At 70.4% G+C, this 19313-nt stretch carries 17 protein-coding genes and 1 pseudogene; 13 read left to right on the top strand and 5 right to left on the bottom strand.

Annotated features, from left to right (window positions below):
* The first annotated feature begins 19 nt into the window (after positions 1-19).
* A complete protein-coding gene (locus tag H4281_RS02060; protein WP_182889137.1) occupies positions 20-616 on the top strand; it encodes a TetR/AcrR family transcriptional regulator in 597 nt (198 codons plus the stop codon).
* Here H4281_RS02060 and H4281_RS02055 read toward each other — a convergent pair.
* Positions 577-1500, bottom strand: coding sequence for a LysR family transcriptional regulator (locus H4281_RS02055; RefSeq protein WP_182889136.1), 924 nt, complete (start codon positions 1498-1500; stop codon positions 577-579). The two genes, H4281_RS02060 and H4281_RS02055, sit on opposite strands and share 40 nt — an antisense overlap.
* 83 nt (positions 1501-1583) lie before the next feature.
* Here H4281_RS02055 and H4281_RS02050 point away from each other — a divergent pair, with 83 nt between their 5' ends.
* Genes H4281_RS02050 through H4281_RS02040 form a run of 3 tightly spaced genes read left to right on the top strand, consistent with a single transcriptional unit; the run spans position 1584 to position 4961 of the window.
* The gene (locus H4281_RS02050; RefSeq protein ID WP_312872034.1) at positions 1584-2291 is read left to right on the top strand and encodes a succinate dehydrogenase cytochrome b subunit; all 708 of its coding nucleotides are present in this window, start codon (positions 1584-1586) and stop codon (positions 2289-2291) included.
* A gap of 1 nt (position 2292) precedes the next feature.
* Entirely contained in the window at positions 2293-4221 is a 1929-nt protein-coding gene (locus tag H4281_RS02045; RefSeq protein ID WP_182889135.1) for a fumarate reductase/succinate dehydrogenase flavoprotein subunit, read from the top strand.
* Positions 4218-4961 (top strand): succinate dehydrogenase/fumarate reductase iron-sulfur subunit, encoded by a 744-nt coding sequence (locus H4281_RS02040; RefSeq protein WP_182889134.1) that lies wholly within the window; start codon positions 4218-4220, stop codon positions 4959-4961. Before H4281_RS02045 ends, H4281_RS02040 begins: the two co-directional genes overlap by 4 nt.
* Positions 4962-5027: 66 nt before the next feature.
* Here H4281_RS02040 and H4281_RS02035 read toward each other — a convergent pair whose 3' ends face one another.
* Complete coding sequence (locus tag H4281_RS02035; protein ID WP_182889133.1) at positions 5028-5900, bottom strand: DUF2382 domain-containing protein; 873 nt, start codon at positions 5898-5900, stop codon at positions 5028-5030.
* Between the two features lie 459 nt (positions 5901-6359).
* Here H4281_RS02035 and erm point away from each other — a divergent pair, with 459 nt between their 5' ends.
* A complete protein-coding gene (gene erm / locus H4281_RS02030) occupies positions 6360-7121 on the top strand; it encodes a 23S ribosomal RNA methyltransferase Erm (protein ID WP_182889132.1) in 762 nt (253 codons plus the stop codon).
* Between the two features lie 102 nt (positions 7122-7223).
* Positions 7224-8684, top strand: coding sequence for an aldehyde dehydrogenase family protein (locus tag H4281_RS02025; protein WP_182889131.1), 1461 nt, complete (start codon positions 7224-7226; stop codon positions 8682-8684).
* Here H4281_RS02025 and H4281_RS02020 read toward each other — a convergent pair.
* A complete protein-coding gene (locus H4281_RS02020) occupies positions 8675-9283 on the bottom strand; it encodes a TetR/AcrR family transcriptional regulator (RefSeq protein ID WP_237599975.1) in 609 nt (202 codons plus the stop codon). The two genes, H4281_RS02025 and H4281_RS02020, sit on opposite strands and share 10 nt — an antisense overlap.
* Before the next feature lie 126 nt (positions 9284-9409).
* Here H4281_RS02020 and H4281_RS02015 point away from each other — a divergent pair.
* Positions 9410-11317: pseudogene (locus tag H4281_RS02015) on the top strand (primary-amine oxidase); the annotation flags it as partial.
* Between the two features lie 14 nt (positions 11318-11331).
* Complete coding sequence (locus H4281_RS02010; protein ID WP_182889128.1) at positions 11332-12243, top strand: LysR substrate-binding domain-containing protein; 912 nt, start codon at positions 11332-11334, stop codon at positions 12241-12243.
* Between the two features lie 13 nt (positions 12244-12256).
* Here the strand turns inward: H4281_RS02010 and H4281_RS02005 are convergent, their stop codons facing one another.
* Complete coding sequence (locus H4281_RS02005) at positions 12257-12850, bottom strand: TetR/AcrR family transcriptional regulator (protein WP_182889127.1); 594 nt, start codon at positions 12848-12850, stop codon at positions 12257-12259.
* Positions 12851-12914: 64 nt separating this feature from the next.
* Here H4281_RS02005 and H4281_RS02000 point away from each other — a divergent pair, with 64 nt between their 5' ends.
* Complete coding sequence (locus tag H4281_RS02000) at positions 12915-13853, top strand: beta-ketoacyl-ACP synthase III (RefSeq protein ID WP_182889126.1); 939 nt, start codon at positions 12915-12917, stop codon at positions 13851-13853.
* A gap of 261 nt (positions 13854-14114) precedes the next feature.
* Here H4281_RS02000 and H4281_RS01995 read toward each other — a convergent pair whose 3' ends face one another.
* The gene (locus H4281_RS01995; protein ID WP_182889125.1) at positions 14115-15395 is read right to left on the bottom strand and encodes a flavin-containing monooxygenase; all 1281 of its coding nucleotides are present in this window, start codon (positions 15393-15395) and stop codon (positions 14115-14117) included.
* Positions 15396-15621: 226 nt separating this feature from the next.
* On the opposite strand from H4281_RS01995, the gene H4281_RS01990 reads away from it, so the two are divergent.
* Genes H4281_RS01990 through H4281_RS01975 form a run of 4 tightly spaced genes read left to right on the top strand, consistent with a single transcriptional unit; the run spans position 15622 to position 19274 of the window.
* Complete coding sequence (locus H4281_RS01990) at positions 15622-16044, top strand: RidA family protein (protein ID WP_182889124.1); 423 nt, start codon at positions 15622-15624, stop codon at positions 16042-16044.
* The gene (locus H4281_RS01985) at positions 16041-16718 is read left to right on the top strand and encodes a DUF1028 domain-containing protein (RefSeq protein ID WP_182889123.1); all 678 of its coding nucleotides are present in this window, start codon (positions 16041-16043) and stop codon (positions 16716-16718) included. Before H4281_RS01990 ends, H4281_RS01985 begins: the two co-directional genes overlap by 4 nt.
* The gene (locus H4281_RS01980) at positions 16718-17842 is read left to right on the top strand and encodes a M20 family metallopeptidase (protein ID WP_182889122.1); all 1125 of its coding nucleotides are present in this window, start codon (positions 16718-16720) and stop codon (positions 17840-17842) included. Before H4281_RS01985 ends, H4281_RS01980 begins: the two co-directional genes overlap by 1 nt.
* A 25-nt stretch (positions 17843-17867) precedes the next feature.
* Positions 17868-19274, top strand: a complete 1407-nt coding sequence (locus H4281_RS01975) for an aspartate ammonia-lyase (protein WP_182889121.1) — start codon at positions 17868-17870, stop codon at positions 19272-19274.
* The last annotated feature ends 39 nt before the right edge of the window (positions 19275-19313 follow it).

Raw genomic sequence — 19313 nt, 5'->3', positions numbered from 1 at the left:
AGCAACCCCGGAGGAACCGATGCCCGACGCCCCGCGCCGCCCCCGGCGAGACGCGCTCGAGAACCGCGCCCGGCTCTTGGAGGTCGCGGCACGGGCCTTCGCCGCGGAGGGGCTAGCCGCGGCTCCGGCGGCGATCGCCAAACAGGCCGGCGTCGGCGTCGGCACGCTCTACCGGCACTTCCCGACCCGCGAGGCCCTGATCGACGCCGCCTACCGGCATCAGCTCGCGGTGGTCTGCGAGCAGGCATCGACCCTCCTCGCGCAGTACCCGGCCGCGGAAGCGCTGCGGGAGTGGCTGACGCATTTCCTCGCCTACGTCGGCGCGAAACACGGGATGTCCGAGGCGCTCAACGCGGTCATCGCATCCGGCGTCGACCCCTACTCGGACAGCCGGAAGCTGCTCGTCGACGCCGTTAGCGGACTCCTTTCCGCGGGCGCGCGGGACGCCACGCTCCGCGACGATGTGCACGCCGAGGACGTCTTGGTGCTGATCGGCGGGATCGCGTATTCCGCGCAGCACTGCGAAAAACCGCAAGCCCAGCGGTTGATCGGCCTGGTGCTCGACTCTCTCGCTGTTCACCGGCCGACGAGCGGGCGCGTGCCAGGCGGCAGCTGAGCCGCCCCGCCGCCCAAGTACTGCACCACCGCCTCCTGCAACGCCCGCACCGCGCGCGGCTGCTCGACATCTCGCCGGTACGCCAGCCGCACCACGCGGCTCAGCCCGGGCGCGGTGAACTGCGTGCGGCGGAACCGATCCCCGACCACGGTGCTCGGCACGACCGCGAGGCCCAGTCCGGCCTGGACCAGCTCCAGCACCGCGTCCATCTCGCCGCCCTCGATCGCGAACAGCGGGTCGAAACCTTCGGCACGGCAAGCGGCCACGGTCGCTTCGCGCAGGTCGTAGCCCTGCCGGAACATCACCAGCGGCCGGTCCCGCAGCGCCGCGATCGGCATCCGGCCGCGCACCGGCGCGGGCGCGTCCTTCGGCGAGACGACCACCAGGTCCTCGACGAACAGCGCGCGGCTCTCCAGCCGGGAATCGTCGTGCACCCTGCTGTCCACGATCATCGCCAGGTCCAGGCCGCCCTCCGACAGCGCGGTCTGCAGGTCCCGGGAGCCGCTTTCGTGCAGCACCAGTTCGATCCCGGGGTAGTCCCGCCGGAACGCGGCGAGCATCGCGGGCAGCAGGCCGGTGCACAGGCTCGGGGTCGCGCCCAGGCGCACCCGGCCGCGGCCCAGTTCGTCCAGCTCCCGGATCGCCCGGTAGGCGGTCTCCGTCTCGGCGATGATCCGGCGCGCGATCGGCAGCAGCGTCTCCCCCGCCTCGGTGAGCGTGACGTTCCCGCGGATCCGGTGGAACAGCCCCGCGCCGACATCCCGTTCCAGCGCACGGATCTGCTGCGACAGTGAGGGCTGCGCCACCCGCATCTGCTCCGCGGCCCGGGTGAAGTGCCGCGTCTCGGCCACTGCCAGGAAATACGCCAGCTGCTGGAACTGCATGACCAGCATCATAGGTGCTGCCTATCCTGTCGAGAGAAATCATGTGTTTGCCCTCTTGTCAGGGCCGACTTACCGTCGGTTCCGTGGCACTCGCTCCCGCTCCGCCCCGCCGTCGCCCGGCCCTCGTGACGTTCTGGCGTTCGACCATCGGCAAGAAGGTCGTCATGGCCGTCACCGGGCTGATGTTCGTCGCGTTCCTGTTCGTGCACATGGCCGGGAACCTCAAGGTTTTCCTGGGACCGCAGCACTTCGACGACTACGCCGCCTGGCTGCGCACCATCGGCGAACCGGTGCTGCAGAACGCCTGGTACCTCTCGATCCAGCGGGTCGTGCTGCTGATCGCGTTGGTGCTGCACGCGGTCGCGGCGGTGCAACTGTCCAAACGGGACCGGCAAGCCCGCCCGGTGAAGTACGCGCACGGCCAGCGGCGCAAGGCCGGCTTCGCGACGCACACCATGCGCTGGGGCGGCGCGACGCTCGCGCTCTACCTCGTGTGGCACATCCTGGACCTCACCGTCGGCGTGGCCAATCAGGACTTCCGCGACGGGCAGCCGTACCACAACATCGTCGCGGACTTCCAGGTCTGGTGGGTCAACCTGATCTACATCGTCGCGCTGCTGATGCTCGGCCTGCACATCAACCACGGCTTCTGGAGCGCGGCGCAGACCCTGGGCATCACCAGCAAAACCCGAGACCGGGCGTTGAAAACCGCGGGCTCTGTGCTCGCCGTCGTGATCACCGGCGGCTTCCTGATCGTGCCGATCGCCGTGATGGCGGGATGGGTGGCCTGACATGAGCGACTACACGCTCGGCGAGCCGATCGCCGACACGCAAGCGCCGGACGGTCCGATCGAGGACCGCTGGGACAGCCGCCGCTTCGGCGCGAAGCTGGTCAACCCGGCCAACCGGCGGCGGCACCGGGTGATCGTGGTCGGCACCGGTCTCGCGGGTGCGTCCGCCGGGGCGACGCTCGCCGAACAGGGCTACCACGTGGTTCAGTTCTGCTTCCAGGACTCGCCGCGGCGCGCGCACTCGGTCGCCGCGCAGGGCGGCATCAACGCGGCGAAGAACTACCGCAACGACGGCGATTCGGTCTACCGGCTCTTCTACGACACGGTGAAGGGCGGCGACTTCCGGTCCCGGGAGTCCAATGTGTACCGGCTGGCGCAGGTGTCCGCGCAGATCATCGACCAGGCGGTGGCGCAGGGCGTTCCGTTCGCCCGGGAGTACGGCGGGCTGCTCGACACCCGCTCGTTCGGCGGCGTCCAGGTGCAGCGCACGTTCTACGCGCGCGGCCAGACCGGACAGCAGCTGCTGCTCGGCGCGTACCAGGCGCTGGCGCGGCAGATCGACGCCGGCAGCGTGGAAATGCACCCGCGGACCGAGATGCTCGACCTCGTCGTGTCCGACGGCAAGGCACGCGGGATCGTCGCGCGCGACCTGGTGACCGGCGAGGTGACCACGCATCTCGCGGACGCCGTCGTGCTCGCGACCGGCGGCTACGGCAACGTCTTCTACCTGTCCACCAACGCGAAAGGCTCCAACGCCACCGCGATCTGGCGGGCGCACAAGCGCGGCGCGTACTTCGCGAACCCGTGCTTCACGCAGATCCACCCGACCTGTATCCCGCGTTCGGGCGAACACCAGTCGAAGCTGACGCTGATGAGCGAATCGTTGCGCAACGACGGCCGGATCTGGGTGCCGAAGCAGCCGCGCGACCCGCGTCCGCCGCGGGAGATCCCGGAGTCCGAACGGGACTATTACCTGGAGCGGATGTACCCGAGCTTCGGCAACCTGGTGCCGCGCGACATCGCGTCGCGGGCCGCGAAGAACGTCTGCGACGCCGGGTTCGGCGTCGGTCCCGGCGGGCTCGGCGTGTACCTCGACTTCGCGGACGCGATCGAGCGGATGGGCCGCCCGGCGGTGGAAGCCAAGTACGGCAACCTCTTCGACATGTACGAGCGGATCACCGCGGAGAACCCGTACGAGGTCCCGATGCGGATCTACCCGGCGATCCACTACACGATGGGCGGGCTGTGGGTCGACTACGACCTGCAGAGCACGGTGCCCGGCCTGTTCGTGATCGGCGAGGCCAACTTCTCCGACCACGGCGCGAACCGGCTCGGCGCGTCCGCGCTGATGCAGGGCCTCGCCGACGGCTACTTCGTGCTCCCGGCCACGCTCAACGACTACATCGCCCGCGGCGGCTTCCCCGCGCTCGACCCGGCCGATCCGGCGGTCGCGCAGGCCGAGACCGCGGTACGCGACCGGCTGGAACGGCTGCTGTCCGTGCGCGGCACCCGCAGCGTCGACTCGTTCCACCGCGAACTCGGCCACCTGATGTGGGACCACTGCGGGATGTCCCGCTCCGCCGAAGGCCTGCGGAAAGCACTCGACCGCATTCCGGAGCTGCGCGCCGAATTCTGGCGAGACGTCCGGGTCCCGGGCACTGGCGCCGAACTGAACCAGGAACTGGAGAAGGCCGGTCGCGTCGCCGATTTCCTGGAACTCGCCGAATTGCTATTGCTCGACGCACTGGTGCGCGAGGAATCGTGCGGCGGCCATTTCCGCGAGGAACACCAAACCGAAGACGGCGAGGCCCAGCGCGACGACGAGCGGTTCTCTTGCGTCTCGGCCTGGGAGTACGGCGAAAAGCCCGTGCTGCACCAGGAAATCCTGAACTTCGAGCACGTCCACCCCACCCAGCGGAGCTACACGTGAAACTCACCCTGCGGGTCTGGCGCCAGTCCGGCCCGGACGACGACGGCGGGCTGGTCGACTACCCGGTCGACGACGCCAGCCCGGACATGTCCTTCCTGGAACTGCTCGACGTCCTCAACCAGCACCTCATCGAGGACGGCGCCGAGCCGATCGCGTTCGACCACGACTGCCGCGAGGGCATCTGCGGCTCGTGCGGCGTCGTGATCAACGGCCGGGCGCACGGTCCCGAACGCACCACGACCTGCCAGCTGCACCTGCGCTCGTTCCGCGACGGCGATGTGCTGGACGTGGAACCCTGGCGCGCCAAGGGTTTCCCGGTGATCAAGGACCTGGTGGTCGACCGCTCGGCGTTCGACCGGATCATCGAGGCGGGCGGCTACGTCACCGCCCCGACCGGCAGCGCGCCCGAAGCGCACGCGACGCCGGTGCCCAAGCCGGACGCGGACCTCGCCTTCGACAACGCGACCTGCATCGGCTGCGGCGCGTGCGTCGCGGCCTGCCCGAACGGGTCGGCGATGCTGTTCACCTCGGCGAAGGTGGCGCACCTGAACTCCCTGCCGCAGGGCCAGCCGGAACGTGCCCAGCGCGTGCTGGACATGGTGGAAACCATGGACGCGGCGGACTTCGGCGGCTGCACGAACACCGGCGAATGCGTCACGTCGTGCCCCAAGGGGATTCCGCTGACCAGCATCGCGAACCTCAACCGCGAGTTCCTGAAGGCGAGCCGCTCGCGGCGCTAGCCGGGCTCGCGCGGCTGTCTCCCGCCCGGAATCGCTCCGGCGGGAGACAGCCGCGGCGCGGGCCGGTCAGGACTTCCTGCCCCGCTTGGTGTCGTCGTCGATGTCGATCTGCTCCTTGCGGACCTTCCCCTGGACGGTCTGCTCCTCGGTGACCTGCTCGGTTCCCAGGCGCACCCGCTCCACCGGCACGGTTTCCTTCTGCACCACCGGTTTCTCGGCGTGCAGCACGACGTCCTGCTCCGCCTCGCCGATCTCGGCCTTGCCCGCTGCCTTGGCGTCGGTGATCGGCTCGCGCTCGACGCGCACTTCCTCGTGCGTGACCGGCACGGTCACCTGCTCCTCTTCGGTCACCACGTACTTGCGCAGCCGGACGTGGCCGGTTTCGACCTCTTCGGTGCCGACCCGCAGCCGTTCCTCGGAACGCACCACGTCGCCCGTGCCGGACGCGTCGTGCCGTCCGCCCTTGGCCGCGGCGGTGTCCTGGCCGGTCGGCTGGCCGCGGCCCGCGGCGCCGCCCATCGCCGCGTCGCGACCCTTGCCCGCGGCACCGCCTGCCACACCGCCCGCAGCGCCGCCTGCTGCCGCGTCGCGGCCGCGGTTGCCAGTGTTCTCGCCGGTCCCGCGCGGAGCCGGCAAGCCGTAGTACTTGTACAACTCGACGCTTTCCTTTTCGGAAAGGTGGCCCTCCGCGTCGATGCGCGGCGCGTCGGACACCTGGTCCTTCGCGACCTGGACGTGCAGGCCGTCGTTCTCCATGCCCGCACCCGACAGCGGCACGAAGCTCTCCTTCTGGCCGAACAGCCCGGTTTTCACCGTCACCCACTCCGGCCGCCTGGTGTCGTCGGCGAGATATACCGTGCCCACCTTGCCGATTTTGCTGCCGGAATTGTCCATCACGGTGCTGTCGACGAGATCCTGCGGCTGGATTGCGCGTACCATGGATCCACTCCATTTCCCGAATCGGATTGTGCGCTTCGGTTCCTACTGTCCGGCGGGACAAAGTGCTGCGCAAGCGGCGCACCCCTCAAGCGAGCGACCCCGTTTCGTGTCAGTTTGCGGGCCGGAATCACCGGGTACTTCCGTCGTAAGCGGTCCGCTCGATACCCGGGCGAAATTGCCGAAAATAGTTCATCTGCCGGGTCGGGAAAGGCCGCGAGCGAATTCGGGAGGCAGCGCACGGCCCGGGAAGAAGACCTGCCCGGAAAACCGGATGCGACCCGTCGGGCCGGTCGGCTAGGCTCCCCGCCCATGGGTGCCGCTTTCGCCGCGTACGCGTTGACTCGCCTGCGCAACGCCTGAGCGCCGGACGCACACCGCTCCGTCGCGCTCTCCCGTTGTCCGTCCGGGCCGCCAGTCTCGGCACCCGGGTCGCTTCCTCATGCGCGGAGTCCCCACCCTATGTCTGCCCAATCCTTCGGCGGACGGCACGAGCTCGGCCAGAACTTCCTGGCCGACCCCGCCGTCATCGCCGCTGTCTGCACTGCCGCCGGCCGCACGACCGGTCCCCTCGTGGAACTGGCCGCGGGCGACGGCGCGCTCACCATCCCGCTCAGCCGCACCGGCCGCCCGCTGACCGCCGTCGAACTCGACCCCCGCCGCGCCCGCCGCCTGGACCGGCGGACCGGCGAGCACGTCAAGGTCGTCCACGGCGATCTGCTCCGGCACCGGCTGCCCGACGTTCCGCACACCGTCGTCGGCAACCTTCCGTTCCACCTCACCACCGCGACGCTGCGCCGGTTGTTCCGGCAGCCGCACTGGGAACTCGCGGTGCTGCTCGTGCAATGGGAAGTCGCCCGCCGCCGGGCCGGAATCGGCGGCGCCTCCCAGATGACCGCCGCCTGGTGGCCGTGGTTCGAGTTCGCCGTCCCCGCCCGGGTGCCGGCGCACGCGTTCCGTCCTCGCCCCGCCGTGGACGGCGGGATCCTCGTGCTCACCCGCCGCCCGGAGCCGCTGGTCGAGGATCGGGCGGAGTACCAGGAGTTCGTCCGCGAAGTCTTCACCGGACGCGGTCGCGGGCTGGGCGGGATCCTGCCCCGCACCGGCCGCCTCAGCGTCCGCGCGGCCCGGACCTGGCTTGCCCGGCAAAGGCTGTCGCCGCGAGCACTCCCCCGCGACCTGACCGCCGGGCAGTGGGCGTCGCTGTGGGAGCTCGCCCGGTGAGCTTGCATCGATCAGCCCGATGCAGCGCAGCGAAAAGCTCTGCTTTCCCGCAAACCGGCCGCTGGCGATAGTGAACGGAAGCGACGAAAGGCGGTTCCGGGAATGAACCACGGCGACTGGGTGCACGAGGCCGCGCGGCTGCGCCCCCGTACCGCGGCCTTTGTGGACGGAGATTGGCTCGAAGCCGAGTCCGGCAAGACTTTCGCCGACGTCAACCCCGCCACCGGGCACCCAGTCGCGCAGGTGGCCGAATGCGGCCGGGACGAGATCGACGCCGCGGTCGCCGCCGCGCGGCGCGCGTTCGAGGACGGCCGCTGGTCCCGGCTCGCCTTGGCTGAGCGCAAGAACCGCCTGTTGAGGCTGGCCGAACTGATCAGTGCGCACGGACCGGAGCTCGCGCTCTGCGACACCCTGGACGTCGGCCGTCCGATCTCGGACACGTTCGGCCAGGACGTGCCCGCGACCGCCGAGTGCTTCGCCTGGTACGCCGAGGCGCTCGACAAACGCTACGACGAGGTCGCGCCCGCCCCTCCGGGCAACTTCGCCGCGATCCGGCGCGTGCCGCTCGGAGTGGTGGGCGCGGTCGTGCCGTGGAACTTCCCGCTCGACATCGCCGGATGGAAGCTCGCTCCGGCCCTGGCCGCGGGCAACAGCGTGGTCCTCAAACCCGCCGAACAGTCGCCGCTGTCCGCGCTGCGGCTGGGAGAACTGGCCGCAGAAGCGGGAATCCCGGACGGGGTGCTCAACGTCGTGCCGGGTTTCGGCGAGACCGCGGGACAGGCGCTGGGACGGCATCCGGACGTCGACGTCCTCGCCTTCACCGGGTCGACGCCGGTGGGCGGGCTGTTCCTGCGCTACGCCGGGGAGTCGAACCTCAAACAGGTCTGGCTCGAATGCGGCGGCAAGAGCCCGGTCGCGGTGTTCGCCGACGCGGACCTCGACGCCGCGGCGGACCTGGTCGCGTTCGGGTTCTGCGCGAACTCCGGCCAGGTCTGTTCGGCGACCACCCGGCTGCTCGTGCAGGCGCCGGTCGCAGACGAATTCCTTGCCCGGCTGCGCGAAAAGGCCGCCGCGTGGGTACCCGGAGATCCGCTGGACCCGGCCACGAAACTGGGTCCGATGATCGACGAGAACGCCGCGGCGCGGGTGCTGGCGGCCGTCGAAGCCAGCAGCGGAACCGTCGTCACCGGCGGCACCCGCCGGGGTGCGTTCCTGGATCCGGCCGTCGTGACCGACGTGGCCGCCGACGACCCGCTGGTCACCGACGAGTTGTTCGGGCCAGTGCTCGCCGCCCTCCCGTTCGAGACCGAAGCCGAAGCGATCCGGCTCGCCAACGACACGCCGTACGGCCTCGCCGCGTCCGTCTGGACCCGCGACCTCGCCCGCGCGCACCGCGTCTCCGACGGAATCCACGCCGGGACGGTCTCGGTGAACACAGTGGACGCGCTCAGCACCGCGACCCCGTTCGGCGGCTTCAAGCAGTCCGGCTTCGGCCGCGATCTTTCCCCGCACTCGTTCGACAAGTACACCGGTCTCAAGACGGTCTGGACGGCCTACGCCTGACCGAGGTCGCGCCCGGTTTCCGCGGCCAGGTACCCGAGCAGCAGCTCGCGCGTCCTGGCCGCGGACAGGCTGGTGTTGCGGCCGGCGAGATGCAGGCCGTAGGCGTCTTCCAGGGCCACCGCGTTCGCCGCGATGTCCGCGGCGGGCGACCGCAGCCGGAACGCTCCGGTGTCCTGACCGTGCGCGAGCGCGGCCGAGTACAGCGACACCTCGCGATCCCAGAGCGCCGTCATCAACACCGCGTGCGCCGGGTTGCGCGCAGCGTGGACGTGCATTTCGTACAGCACCCGGCTCAGCGGATCGCCCTCCCTGTCCGGAAGCCCCGCGCCGGCCAGCCGCACGAGCCGCCGGACCGGATCGTCCTCGGCCTCCGCGGCCCGCGCTCGCGCCCAGTAGAACCGGTCGACCGCGTCGCGGTGCAGTTCGAACAGCAGGTCGTCGAGGTCCGGGTAGTAGTAGCTGACCGAGCCTGCCGACAGCCCGGCCTCCTCGGCGACGTCGCGCACGCGGAGACCGGCCAGCCCCCGCGTCCGGATCGCGCGGGCGGCAGCCGCCACCAGCTCGTCGCGCCGCTTCGCCTGGTCCTTGGGTCGTGCCACGTCCAGGATTATTGATGACGTGCATCGAAAAACCCAGTACCGGTTCCGCAGAACCGCACCATCAAGGGTCTTGCCTCCCGCATCGGCAGCGCGCATTCTTTGCGCTAGACCGCAAAGAACGAGGAGACGCGCATGGCCCACCCCCTCTCGCGCCTGACCGAGGACGAGGTCGCCCGCAACCGCGAACTGCTGGCCGGCGCCGGGATCGCGACCGAGAGCACCCGGTTCGCGCTCGTCTCGCTGCTGGAACCGGCGAAGGCGGCCGTGCTGGCCTGGCAGCCGGGCGGCCCGGTGGACCGCCGCGTCCGTTCGCTGCTGCTCGACCGGCGGACCGGCGCGGTGCGCGAGGTGGTCGTGTCGCTGACCAGCGGCGAGGTCGTGGCCGACCGGGCGGTGGACGTGGTGTCCGAGGGGCAGCCGCCGATCCTGCACGAGGAGTTCGACCTGGTCGAGGAGATCCTCTGGAAGGACGAGGCGTGGAACGCGGCCATGCGCCGCCGCGGCATCGACGAGCCCCGGTCGGTCCGGATCTCCGCCCTGAGCGCCGGATGCTTCGACATTCCCGGCGAAACCGGTCTGCGGCTCGTGCGCTGCCTGGCGTTTCTCCAGCTCAACAAGGACGACAACCTCTGGGCGCACCCGATCGACGGCGTCGTGGCCTACGTCGACCTGATCGCGGGCCGCGTGCACGACCTCGTCGACGACGGTCCGGCCGACATCCCGCGCACCGCCTACGACTACCACCTCGACGGGCCGGCCCGCGACACGCAGAAGCCCATCGTGATCACCCAGCCCGAGGGGCCGAGCTTCACCGTGGACGACGATGTCGTCACCTGGGAGAAGTGGCAGTTCCGGATCGGCTTCAACGCAGTCGAAGGCCTTACCCTGCACCAAATCGGCTTCCAGGACGGAGAACGGCTGCGTCCTGTCGTGTACCGCGCTTCCGTCGCCGAGATGGTTGTGCCCTATGGCGACCCGAGCCCGGTCCGGTTCTGGCAGAACTACTTCGACGCCGGTGAGTACTCGCTGGGCAAGGAAGCCAACTCGCTCACGCTCGGCTGCGATTGCCTGGGCGAGATCCGCTACTTCGACGCCGTCCTGCACGATGACGACGGCCGGCCGCACACCATCGCGAACGCGATCTGCATGCACGAGGAAGACGCGGGCGTGCTGTGGAAGCACACTGACCACTACAACGGGAGTGTCTCGACCCGTCGGCAGCGGCGGCTGGTCGTTTCGTTCTTCGTGACAGTCGGCAATTACGACTACGGCTTCTACTGGCATCTCTACCTCGACGGCACGATCGAACTCGAATGCAAGGCCACCGGCATCGTCTTCACCTCGGCCTTCCCCGCCGACGAGGACTACCCGTGGGCCGCTGAAATCGCCCCTGGCATCGGCGCGCCGTTCCACCAGCACCTGTTCTCCGCGCGGCTGGACATGATGGTCGACGGCCTCTCCAACGCGGTCGACGAGATCGACGCGCAGCGAGTCCCGATCGGCCCCGGCAATCCATACGGCAACGCCTTCACCCGCAAGATCACCAGGCTGGCCAAGGAATCCGAGGCTGCCCGGCTCGCCGACGGGACCCTCGGCCGCACCTGGCGGATCAGCAATCCCGAGTCCCGCAACGCCCTCGGCGAACCCGTCGGCTACACGCTGCATCCAGAAGGCCAGCCGCCATTGCTGGCCGACGGCGCGTCGTCCATCGCCCGCCGCGCCGCCTTCACCCGCAAGCACCTCTGGGTCACCGCGTACGCCGAGGACGAGCGCTTCCCGGCGGGCGAGTACGTCAACCAGAACGACGGCAAGACCGGCATCGACACCTGGATCCGGGCCGATCGCGACCTCGACGGCGCCGACCTCGTCGTCTGGCACACCTTCGGCCTCACGCATTACCCGCGCACCGAGGACTGGCCGATCATGCCCGTCGACCGCACCGGGTTCACGCTCAAGCCCAGCGGATTCTTCGACGCCAACCCCGCGCTGGACACGCCCGCGCCGAAACCGCAGCATCCCGGCTGCTGTCACTGAGGCAGGATGTCGGCATGAGCGAGCCCTCCTTCACCCTCGTGCAGTTGCGCTATTTCGAGGCGGCGGCGCGGCACCTGAGCATGACAGCCGCGTCGAAGGAGCTGATGGTCTCGCAGTCGGCCGTTTCGACGGCGATCGCGCAGCTGGAGAAGGAAATGGGCGTGCAGTTCCTGCTGCGCCACCACGCCCGCGGGCTGAGCCTGACCACCGCCGGCGAGGAGTTCTACAAGCGGGTGCTGGATTTCCTGGCGCACGGCGCGGAGCTGGTCGAAACGGCGCGGCAGTCCGGCACCGACCTCGTCGGGACGCTCACCGTCGGCTGCTTCACCACACTCGCGCCGTTCCGGCTGCCGAGTCTGCTGGCCGAATTCGAAACCCGGCATCCGCGCGTCCACGTGTCCCTCCGCGAAGGCGAGCACAAGGCGCTCAAGGGTGCTTTGCGGGCGGGTGAAACCGAGCTGGCGATGCTGTACGGCTACGACCTCGACGACGACATCGACCGCGAGGTGGTCGGCACCGCCGCTCCGTACGCGCTCGTCTCCGAGGACCACCGGCTCGCCCGGCGCAAGAGCCGCAAGGTTTCGCTGCACGAGCTGGCGGAGGAGCCGATGGTGCTGCTCGACCTGCCGCACAGCCGGGAGTACCTGCAGTCGATCCTGAGCGACGCCGGGGTGGCGCCGCGGGTCCGGCACCGGACGAGCGGGTACGAGACGGTGCGGGCGCTGGTCGCTTCCGGGCACGGGTTCGCGCTGCTCAACCAGCGGCCGCCGGACGACACGACTTACGCGGGCGCTCGGGTGGTGCCGCTGACGCTCACGGACGAGGTTCCGTCGCTGGAGATCGTGCTCGCGACGATGCGCGGGGTCCGGCTCACCCGGCGGGCGCAGGAGTTTCGGGAGCTGTGCCGCGCGCAGTACTCCTCGTGAACGAAGGTCCGCGTCAGAACAGCCGTTCCAGCGCCCGGCGCGCGCGGGCCGGAGCCTGGCGGTCGTCGTGCAATTGCAGGAAATGGTTGAGCGCCAGCATGATCCCGACGAACTCGTAGAGCAGCTGGTCGATGTCGGCGTCCGCGGGCAATTCCTCCAGGCTCACCGCACGCCAGATGTTGACGCGCAGCTCCCGCTCCCAGAACGCGCTCATCCGGACGACGGCGTCGCGCACCGGCCCCTCCCGGCCGTCGAACTCGGCCGCCGCCGCGGTGAAGAAGCACCCTCCGGGCAGCAGTTCGCGTTCCAGGTAGGAGATCCACGCCTCCCCCGCCGCCCGGAGGTAGGGCAGGCCGCGCGGCACGCCGCGGGCGCGTTCGGGCACCTCGCGGACGAACATCTCGGCGGCGGTGTCGACGACGGCCAGTTGCAGGCTCTCCTTGGAGCCGAAATGGCCGAGCACGCCCGCCTTGCTCATCCCCAGCTCGCCGGCGAGCCGCCCGATGGTCAGCCCCTCCAGGCCCTCGGCGGACGCGATCGCCAGGCCGAGGTCGAGGATGCGCCGCCGGGTGAGGCCGGTCTCGGCGACGGACTTCCGGGGACTCATGGGAACCATTATAGATTACGAACGATCGGTCGCTATATTGGGCCAAACCCGTGAGGAGAGACAGATGCCCGGTTCCCGCATCACCGCGCTCGGCCACCACCTGCCCGCCCGCGTGCTGACCAATGCCGACCTGGAAGGCATGGTCGACACGAGCGACGAGTGGATCCGCCGCCGCACCGGCATCGCGACCCGCCGCATCGCGGACGGCTCGGTCGCCGACCTCGCCGTCGAAGCAGCCGCCAAGGCGCTGGCCGGAGCCGGTCTCGAACCGGGCGAAATCGGCTTGGTCACGGTCGCCACCTGCAGCGCGATCGACCGCTGCCCGTCGATCGCCGCCCAGGTCGCGGGCCGGCTCGGCATCCCGGACGCGGTCTGTTTCGACCTCAACAACGGCTGCGCCGGCTTCTGCACCGCGCTCGCCACCGCCGACCACGCCGTCCAGGCGGGAGCCGCCCGGCACGCACTGGTCGTCGGCGCGGAGAAAATGTCGGACGTCACCGACTGGACCGACCGCAGCACTTGCGTCCTGCTCGGCGACGGCGCAGGAGCCGCCGTTCTCAGCGCGGCCGAGACGGCGGCGGTGGGCCCGGTCGTGTGGGGCTCCGACCCGGCGCGCCGGAATCTCGTCCGGCTCGTGGACGCATGGCAGCCCGCGTTCGCTCAGGACGGCCAGTCGGTGTTCCGCTGGGCGACCCAGGAACTCCCGGCGGTCGCGGCGGAAGCCTGCCGTCGCGCGGGCATCGCCACCACGGACCTCGCCGGGGTCGTCACCCACCAGGCGAACCTGCGGATCGTCGAGGCGCTGACCGACCGGCTCGACCTGCGCGAGGACGTGGTGATCGGCCGGGACGTGGTCGATTCGGGCAACACCTCGGCGGCGTCCGTCCCGCTCGCACTGTCCAAAATGGTCTCCCGCGGCGAGCTGCCGCCGGGCGAACCGGTGCTGCTCTTCGCCTTCGGCGGCGGGCTCTCCTGGGCGGGCCAGGTAGTGACCTGCCCGTGAAAGACCTGGTCTGCCTGCACGCCGCCGCGAGGATCCGCTGCGCCCGGCGCTGGCCGGACTCGGGTTCCGGCCGCACACCCCGGTGCTGCCGGGGCCATCGCGGCGGCGTGCGGCGCCGGTCCGATCCGCTGACGTCGTTCCGGGACGAGGTCCTGCGTTCGCCTTCCTCAGCCGCGAGCAGCTCGACCAATCCCGCTACGCCTTGCTCGAACAGGCGTTACCGGACGCGAAAACGGTGCCGGTGGAGGTCGGGCACCGGATTCATTCCCGGGCGCCGGAACGCCGGCTGTCCGAAGTCTCGGACTGGCTCTGGTACCCGCGCTGAATCGCGATGTGGTCGGCCACGAACTTCGCGTCGTGCCACACACCCCAGATGAAACTCGACCCGCGCCGCGCCAGCCACGGGAGGCCGATGAAGTACACACCCGGCTCCACCGACACTCCGCGACGGTGCCGCGGCCGTCCGTTCTCGTCGAAAGCGTCGACCTGCAGCCAGCTGTAGTCGACAGCGAACCCCGTTGCCCAGACGATCGAAGTCACTCCGGCCGCGCCCAAATCCAGTTCCAGCACCGGATCGGCGACGCACGCCGGGTCCGGGCCCAGCTCGCGCGCGGACGGTTCCGCGGGCAGGTCGAGTCCGTTGCGAGCCACGTAGGCGTCGGCTTCGTCAAGCAGGGCAAGGTAATTCTCGTCGCCGGCCGCGATGTTCTTCGCCAGGTCCGTCGCGAAGCTGAGCTTGCCGTCCGCGTACGCGCCGGTCATGCCGACGAGCGTGATGCCCAGCCCGGCCAGCGCGCGAAAGTCCACAGTGTGCCCGCCGCCCGCGCCGCTCACCGCGATGGTCACGTGTTCGGCCCCGGCGGGCGGCGTTTCGGCGTCCCACTTGCCCAGAACGCCGAGCCACCAGCAAAAGTCGCGGTCGCGGTAGCTGCGCGGCGGGCGGTCGTGCGGGCCGACGGACAGGTACACCTCGCGCCCGGCCCGGCGGAGTTCCTCGGCGATCTGCACGCCCGACGAACCCGCGCCGACCACCAGCACCGCGCCTGCGGGGAGCTGCTCCGGATTCCGGTAGCCGCTGGAGTGCAGTTGCACCGGACCGGCGTCGGCGGGCACGATCGGCGGGATCACCGGACGCTGGAACGGGCCGGTCGCGGCGATGACGAACCGGGCGTCGAGGGTGCCGTCCGAGGTTTCGACGCGGAATCCGGGCCTGCCCTCGCGCCGCCGCACCGACGTCACCTCGACCCCGGTGCGGATCGGTGCGGCGATTTTTTCCGCGTACGCCTCGAAATAATCCGCGACCTGGTCCTTCGACGCGAATTCGCCGGGGGCGACGTCGGGGAATTCCAGGCCGGGGAACCGGTCGTGCCACGCGGGGCCGTTCGCGACGAGCGAGTCCCACCGCTGCGAGCGCCAGCGTTCGGCGATCCGGTCCCGTTCCAGGACGACGTGCGGCACGCCGCACTCGCTCAGGTGCTCGCTCATCGCCAGGCCGGCCTGTCCCCCGCCCACGACGAGGGCCTCCACCTGTTCGCTCGACATCCCAGACCTCCGCTCCGGCTCCGGCGCGGTTCAGCGCCGTCTCCCCGGATCCTCACGGCCCGCACTGCCCGTGTCCAACAGATGTTTCCGGCACTCAAGATCTGATTTCCCGATGCAGAGTGCATCAGCAGAACAGATGCATTGGTCCGGAAACATCTACTGGACAGAACCTCGGCGGCGCGGTCAGGCTGAGGCGTCCGACGACCGCCGCACGGAAGGCCACGCAGTGACTGTCCACCGTCGCATCCGCCCGTTCAACACGCGGGACACCTACCCGGAGCAGAACCTCGACAACGACCTGTGCCAGGCCGTCGTCGCCAACGGCACGGTCTACGTGCGCGGCCAGATCGGGCAGGACCTCGACACGAGCGAATCGGTCGGGATCGGCGACGTCGCCGCGCAGGCCGAGCGGGCGATGGCGAACATCAGCATGCTGCTCGAAGAAGCGGGCAGCCGGATGGAACACCTGGTCAAGCTCACGATCTACCTGGTCGACCCGCGCTACCGCGAGGCCGTTTACCGCACCGTCGGGCGCTGGACCAAGGGCGTGCACCCGATCTCGACCGGCGTGGTCGTGTCCGCGCTCGCCCGGCCGGAATGGCTGTGCGAGATCGACGCCATCGCGGTGATCCCCGAGGAGGAGAAGTGACCTTTTCGATCGTCGCCCGCGACACGTCCGGCGGCGCTGTCCGGTTCGGCATCGCGGCCAGTTCGTCCAGTCCGGCAGTCGTCGCCCGCGTCGCGCACTTGCGCCCGGGCCTCGGTGCGGCGGCCTCGCAGAACATCACCGACCCGCGGCTCGGCGGGCGCCTGCTGGACCGGCTCGCCGAGCATGGGGATGCGGAGAAGGCGCTCGCTGAAATCACGTCGGCGGCAGAGCACATCGAGTACCGGCAGCTGACCGTGCTCGGCCCCACCGGACCCGGTTTTGCTTACAGCGGCGCGAAAACTCTCGGCACGCACGCGTCGGCGACGGCGGACGGCGTGGTCGCGGCCGGCAACATGCTGGCAGGCGACCACATTCCGCGGTCCATGGCGGACGCTTTCGCCGACGCGACCGGCGAGCTGGAACAGCGCCTCGTCGCGGCGATGCGGGCCGGACTCGCGGCGGGAGGCGAGGAAGGCCCGGTGCGGTCGGCTGGGCTCGTCGTGGTGTCCGCCGCGGACTGGCCGGTCACGGATCTCCGCGTGGACTGGGCGGACGAGCCGATCGAGCAGCTCGCCGAACTCCTCGACGTCTGGCTCCCCCAGCGCGACGACTACGTCACCCGCGGCCTGAACCCCGCCGCCGCGCCGTCCTACGGCGTACCGGGAGACGAGTGATGGCCGCGAGCAAAGCGGCAGCCCGCGCCGCGGTCGAACGGCAGGCCGACGAGCTGATCCAGCTGTCCGAGCGGCTGCACGCCGACCCGGAAACCGCGTGGGAAGAGCATCGCGCGGCCGCAGCGGTGCCGGAACTGCTCGACCGGGCCGGGTTCGCGGTCACGCCGGAATACCTCGGTTTGGACACCGCGTTCCACGCGAGCTTCGGCTCCGGGCCCAAGCGGATCGCGCTGTGCGCCGAGTACGACGCGCTGCCCGGCCTCGGCCACGCCTGCGGGCACAACCTCATCGCGGCCAGCTCCGTCGGCGCCGCACTGGGGCTCGCCGAGGTCGCCGACGATCTCGGGATCACGGTCGAGGTCTACGGCACTCCGGCCGAGGAGGGCGGCGGCGGGAAGATCGAACTGCTGGAGCGTGGCGCTTTCACCGGCGTGGACCTTGCGATGATGGTGCACCCGGCGCCGGTCGACGTCGCCGAGGCGCGGCCGTTCGCCGTCAGCCACTCGAAGATCTCCTACGCCGGCAAGTCCGCGCACGCCGCCGCTTATCCCGAAGCCGGGGTCAACGCCGCCGACGCGTTCACCGTCGCTCAGGTCGCGATCGGCCTGCTGCGGCAGCAACTTCCGGCCTCGGCGCGCGTGCACGGGATCGTGACGCACGCCGGGGACGCGCCCAACGCGATCCCCGAGCACGCGTCCGGCCGGTGGTATGTGCGGGCCGAGACGCTGGTGGAACTGTCCGAATTGGAGCCGCGCGTCCTGCGGGCATTCGAGGCCGGGGCGCTGGCCACGGGCTGCGAGCTGAGCGTCGAGCCGGAAAGCAAGCCCTACGCCGAATTCCGCGCCGATGAACCGGCTTTGGCCGCCTATCGCGCCAACGCCCTCGAACTCGGCCGTGAGTTCGCGCCGGACGGCACGGCGTCCCGGATGAATCGCGCGTCCACCGACATGGGGAATGTGTCGCAGGTCGTGCCCGCGATCCATCCCTACATCGGCATCGGGTCGCTGCCCGCGATCAACCACCAGCGCGAGTTCGCCGCGCACTGCGTCGGCGGCACCGCGGAACAAGCGCTGCTCGACGGCGCGATCGCGCTGGCCTGGACCGGCGTGGACCGTACTTTGTGAACCTCCTGCCCCGGGAAGGACACCGATGTCCAGCACCCGCTCCGAGCACGACATGCTCGGCGAGATCACTGTGCCCGCCAACGTCTATTACGGCGCGCACACCGCCCGTGCGCTGGTCAACTTCCCCATCACCGGCGAAACCCTCGCCGACCGGCCGCACCTCGTCGCCGCGCTGGCCACCGTCAAGGAGGCCGCCGCGCGCGCCAACGCGGAAGTCGGCGCCCTCTCCCCGGAGCGCGCCGCGGCGATCGGGCAGGCGTGTGCGGAGATCCGGGACGGCCAGCTGCACGACCAGTTCGTCGTCGACCTGGTCCAGGGCGGCGCCGGGACGTCGACGAACATGAACGCCAACGAGGTCATCGCCAACCGCGCCCTGGAACTGCTCGGGCACGCCCGCGGCGAGTACGCCGCACTGCATCCGCTCGACCACGTCAACCTCGGCCAGAGCACCAACGACGGCTACCCCACCGCGGTCAAACTCGCCCTCGACCGGCATCTCGCCGAACTGCTGGCCGCGCTCGCCGGGCTGCGGAAAGCGTTCGCGGACAAGGCGATCGAGTTCGCCGACGTCCTCAAGATGGGCCGCACCCAGCTGCAGGACGCCGTCCCGATGACCCTCGGCCAGGAGTTCGGCGCGTTCGCCGCGACGCTCGGCGAGGACGAGCAGCGGCTCGCCGAAGCCCGGTTGCTGCTGCACGAGCTGAACCTCGGCGGCACGGCGATCGGCACCGGTCTCAACGCGCGTCCGGGGTACCGGGAAAGAGCCGTCGAGCACCTGCGGGAGCTGACCGGCATCGCGACGCTCGTCTCCGCGCCCGACCTGATCGAGGCGACCCAGGACGTCGGCGTGTTCGTCCAGCTGTCCGGCGTGCTGAAACGCGTGGCGGTCAAAGTGTCCAAGATCTGCAACGATCTCCGGCTGCTCTCGTCCGGACCGCAGGCCGGGTTCGGCGAAATCGAGCTGCCCGCCCGGCAGGCCGGGTCGTCGATCATGCCGGGCAAGGTCAACCCGGTCATCCCGGAGGCGGTCAACCAGATCGCCTTCGAGATCATCGGCCACGACGTCACCGTCACGCTCGCCGCCGAGGGAGGGCAGCTGCAGCTCAACGCCTTCGAACCGATCATCGCGCGAGCGTTGACGGCCGGGCTCGACCACCTCACCGCCGGTGCGCGAGTGCTTGCTGAACAGTGCGTACGCGGCATCACCGCGCGCCGGGAGCACCTCGCCGCTCGCGTCGCTACCTCGACTGGACTGGTCACGGCGTTGAGCCCCGCGCTCGGCTACGAAACCGCGTGCACGCTCGCCATGGAAGCGCACCAAACCGGCCGCCCCGCCTTGGAGTTGGTCCGGGAGCGAGGGCTGCTGACCGACGACCAGGTGGGCGCGCTGATCACCCCGCAGGCCCTCACCGGCGGGCCGTCCCGCACGTGAACGCTGTGTTGCGCCGTCGTCAGACGCTCGTGTCGGCAC

The sequence above is a fragment of the Amycolatopsis dendrobii genome (assembly GCF_014145675.1).
GTDB lineage: Bacteria > Actinomycetota > Actinomycetes > Mycobacteriales > Pseudonocardiaceae > Amycolatopsis > Amycolatopsis dendrobii.
The sequence above is the reverse complement of the archived record's forward strand: the minus strand, read 5'-3'. Positions and strand labels throughout refer to the sequence as shown.

Excerpts from the sequence above, each read along its gene's own strand:
- H4281_RS01980 (WP_182889122.1), top strand. The coding sequence starts at position 16,718 with ATGGCCGCGAGCAAAGCGGCAGCCCGCGCCGCGGTCGAACGGCAGGCC.
- H4281_RS02000 (WP_182889126.1), top strand. The coding sequence starts at position 12,915 with ATGCCCGGTTCCCGCATCACCGCGCTCGGCCACCACCTGCCCGCCCGC.
- H4281_RS02005 (WP_182889127.1), bottom strand. The coding sequence starts at position 12,850 with ATGAGTCCCCGGAAGTCCGTCGCCGAGACCGGCCTCACCCGGCGGCGC.
- H4281_RS02055 (WP_182889136.1), bottom strand. The coding sequence starts at position 1,500 with ATGCAGTTCCAGCAGCTGGCGTATTTCCTGGCAGTGGCCGAGACGCGG.
- H4281_RS01995 (WP_182889125.1), bottom strand. The coding sequence starts at position 15,395 with ATGTCGAGCGAACAGGTGGAGGCCCTCGTCGTGGGCGGGGGACAGGCC.
- H4281_RS01975 (WP_182889121.1), top strand. The coding sequence starts at position 17,868 with ATGTCCAGCACCCGCTCCGAGCACGACATGCTCGGCGAGATCACTGTG.
- H4281_RS02045 (WP_182889135.1), top strand. The coding sequence starts at position 2,293 with ATGAGCGACTACACGCTCGGCGAGCCGATCGCCGACACGCAAGCGCCG.
- erm (WP_182889132.1), top strand. The coding sequence starts at position 6,360 with ATGTCTGCCCAATCCTTCGGCGGACGGCACGAGCTCGGCCAGAACTTC.
- H4281_RS02025 (WP_182889131.1), top strand. The coding sequence starts at position 7,224 with ATGAACCACGGCGACTGGGTGCACGAGGCCGCGCGGCTGCGCCCCCGT.
- H4281_RS02060 (WP_182889137.1), top strand. The coding sequence starts at position 20 with ATGCCCGACGCCCCGCGCCGCCCCCGGCGAGACGCGCTCGAGAACCGC.
- H4281_RS02035 (WP_182889133.1), bottom strand. The coding sequence starts at position 5,900 with ATGGTACGCGCAATCCAGCCGCAGGATCTCGTCGACAGCACCGTGATG.
- H4281_RS02010 (WP_182889128.1), top strand. The coding sequence starts at position 11,332 with ATGAGCGAGCCCTCCTTCACCCTCGTGCAGTTGCGCTATTTCGAGGCG.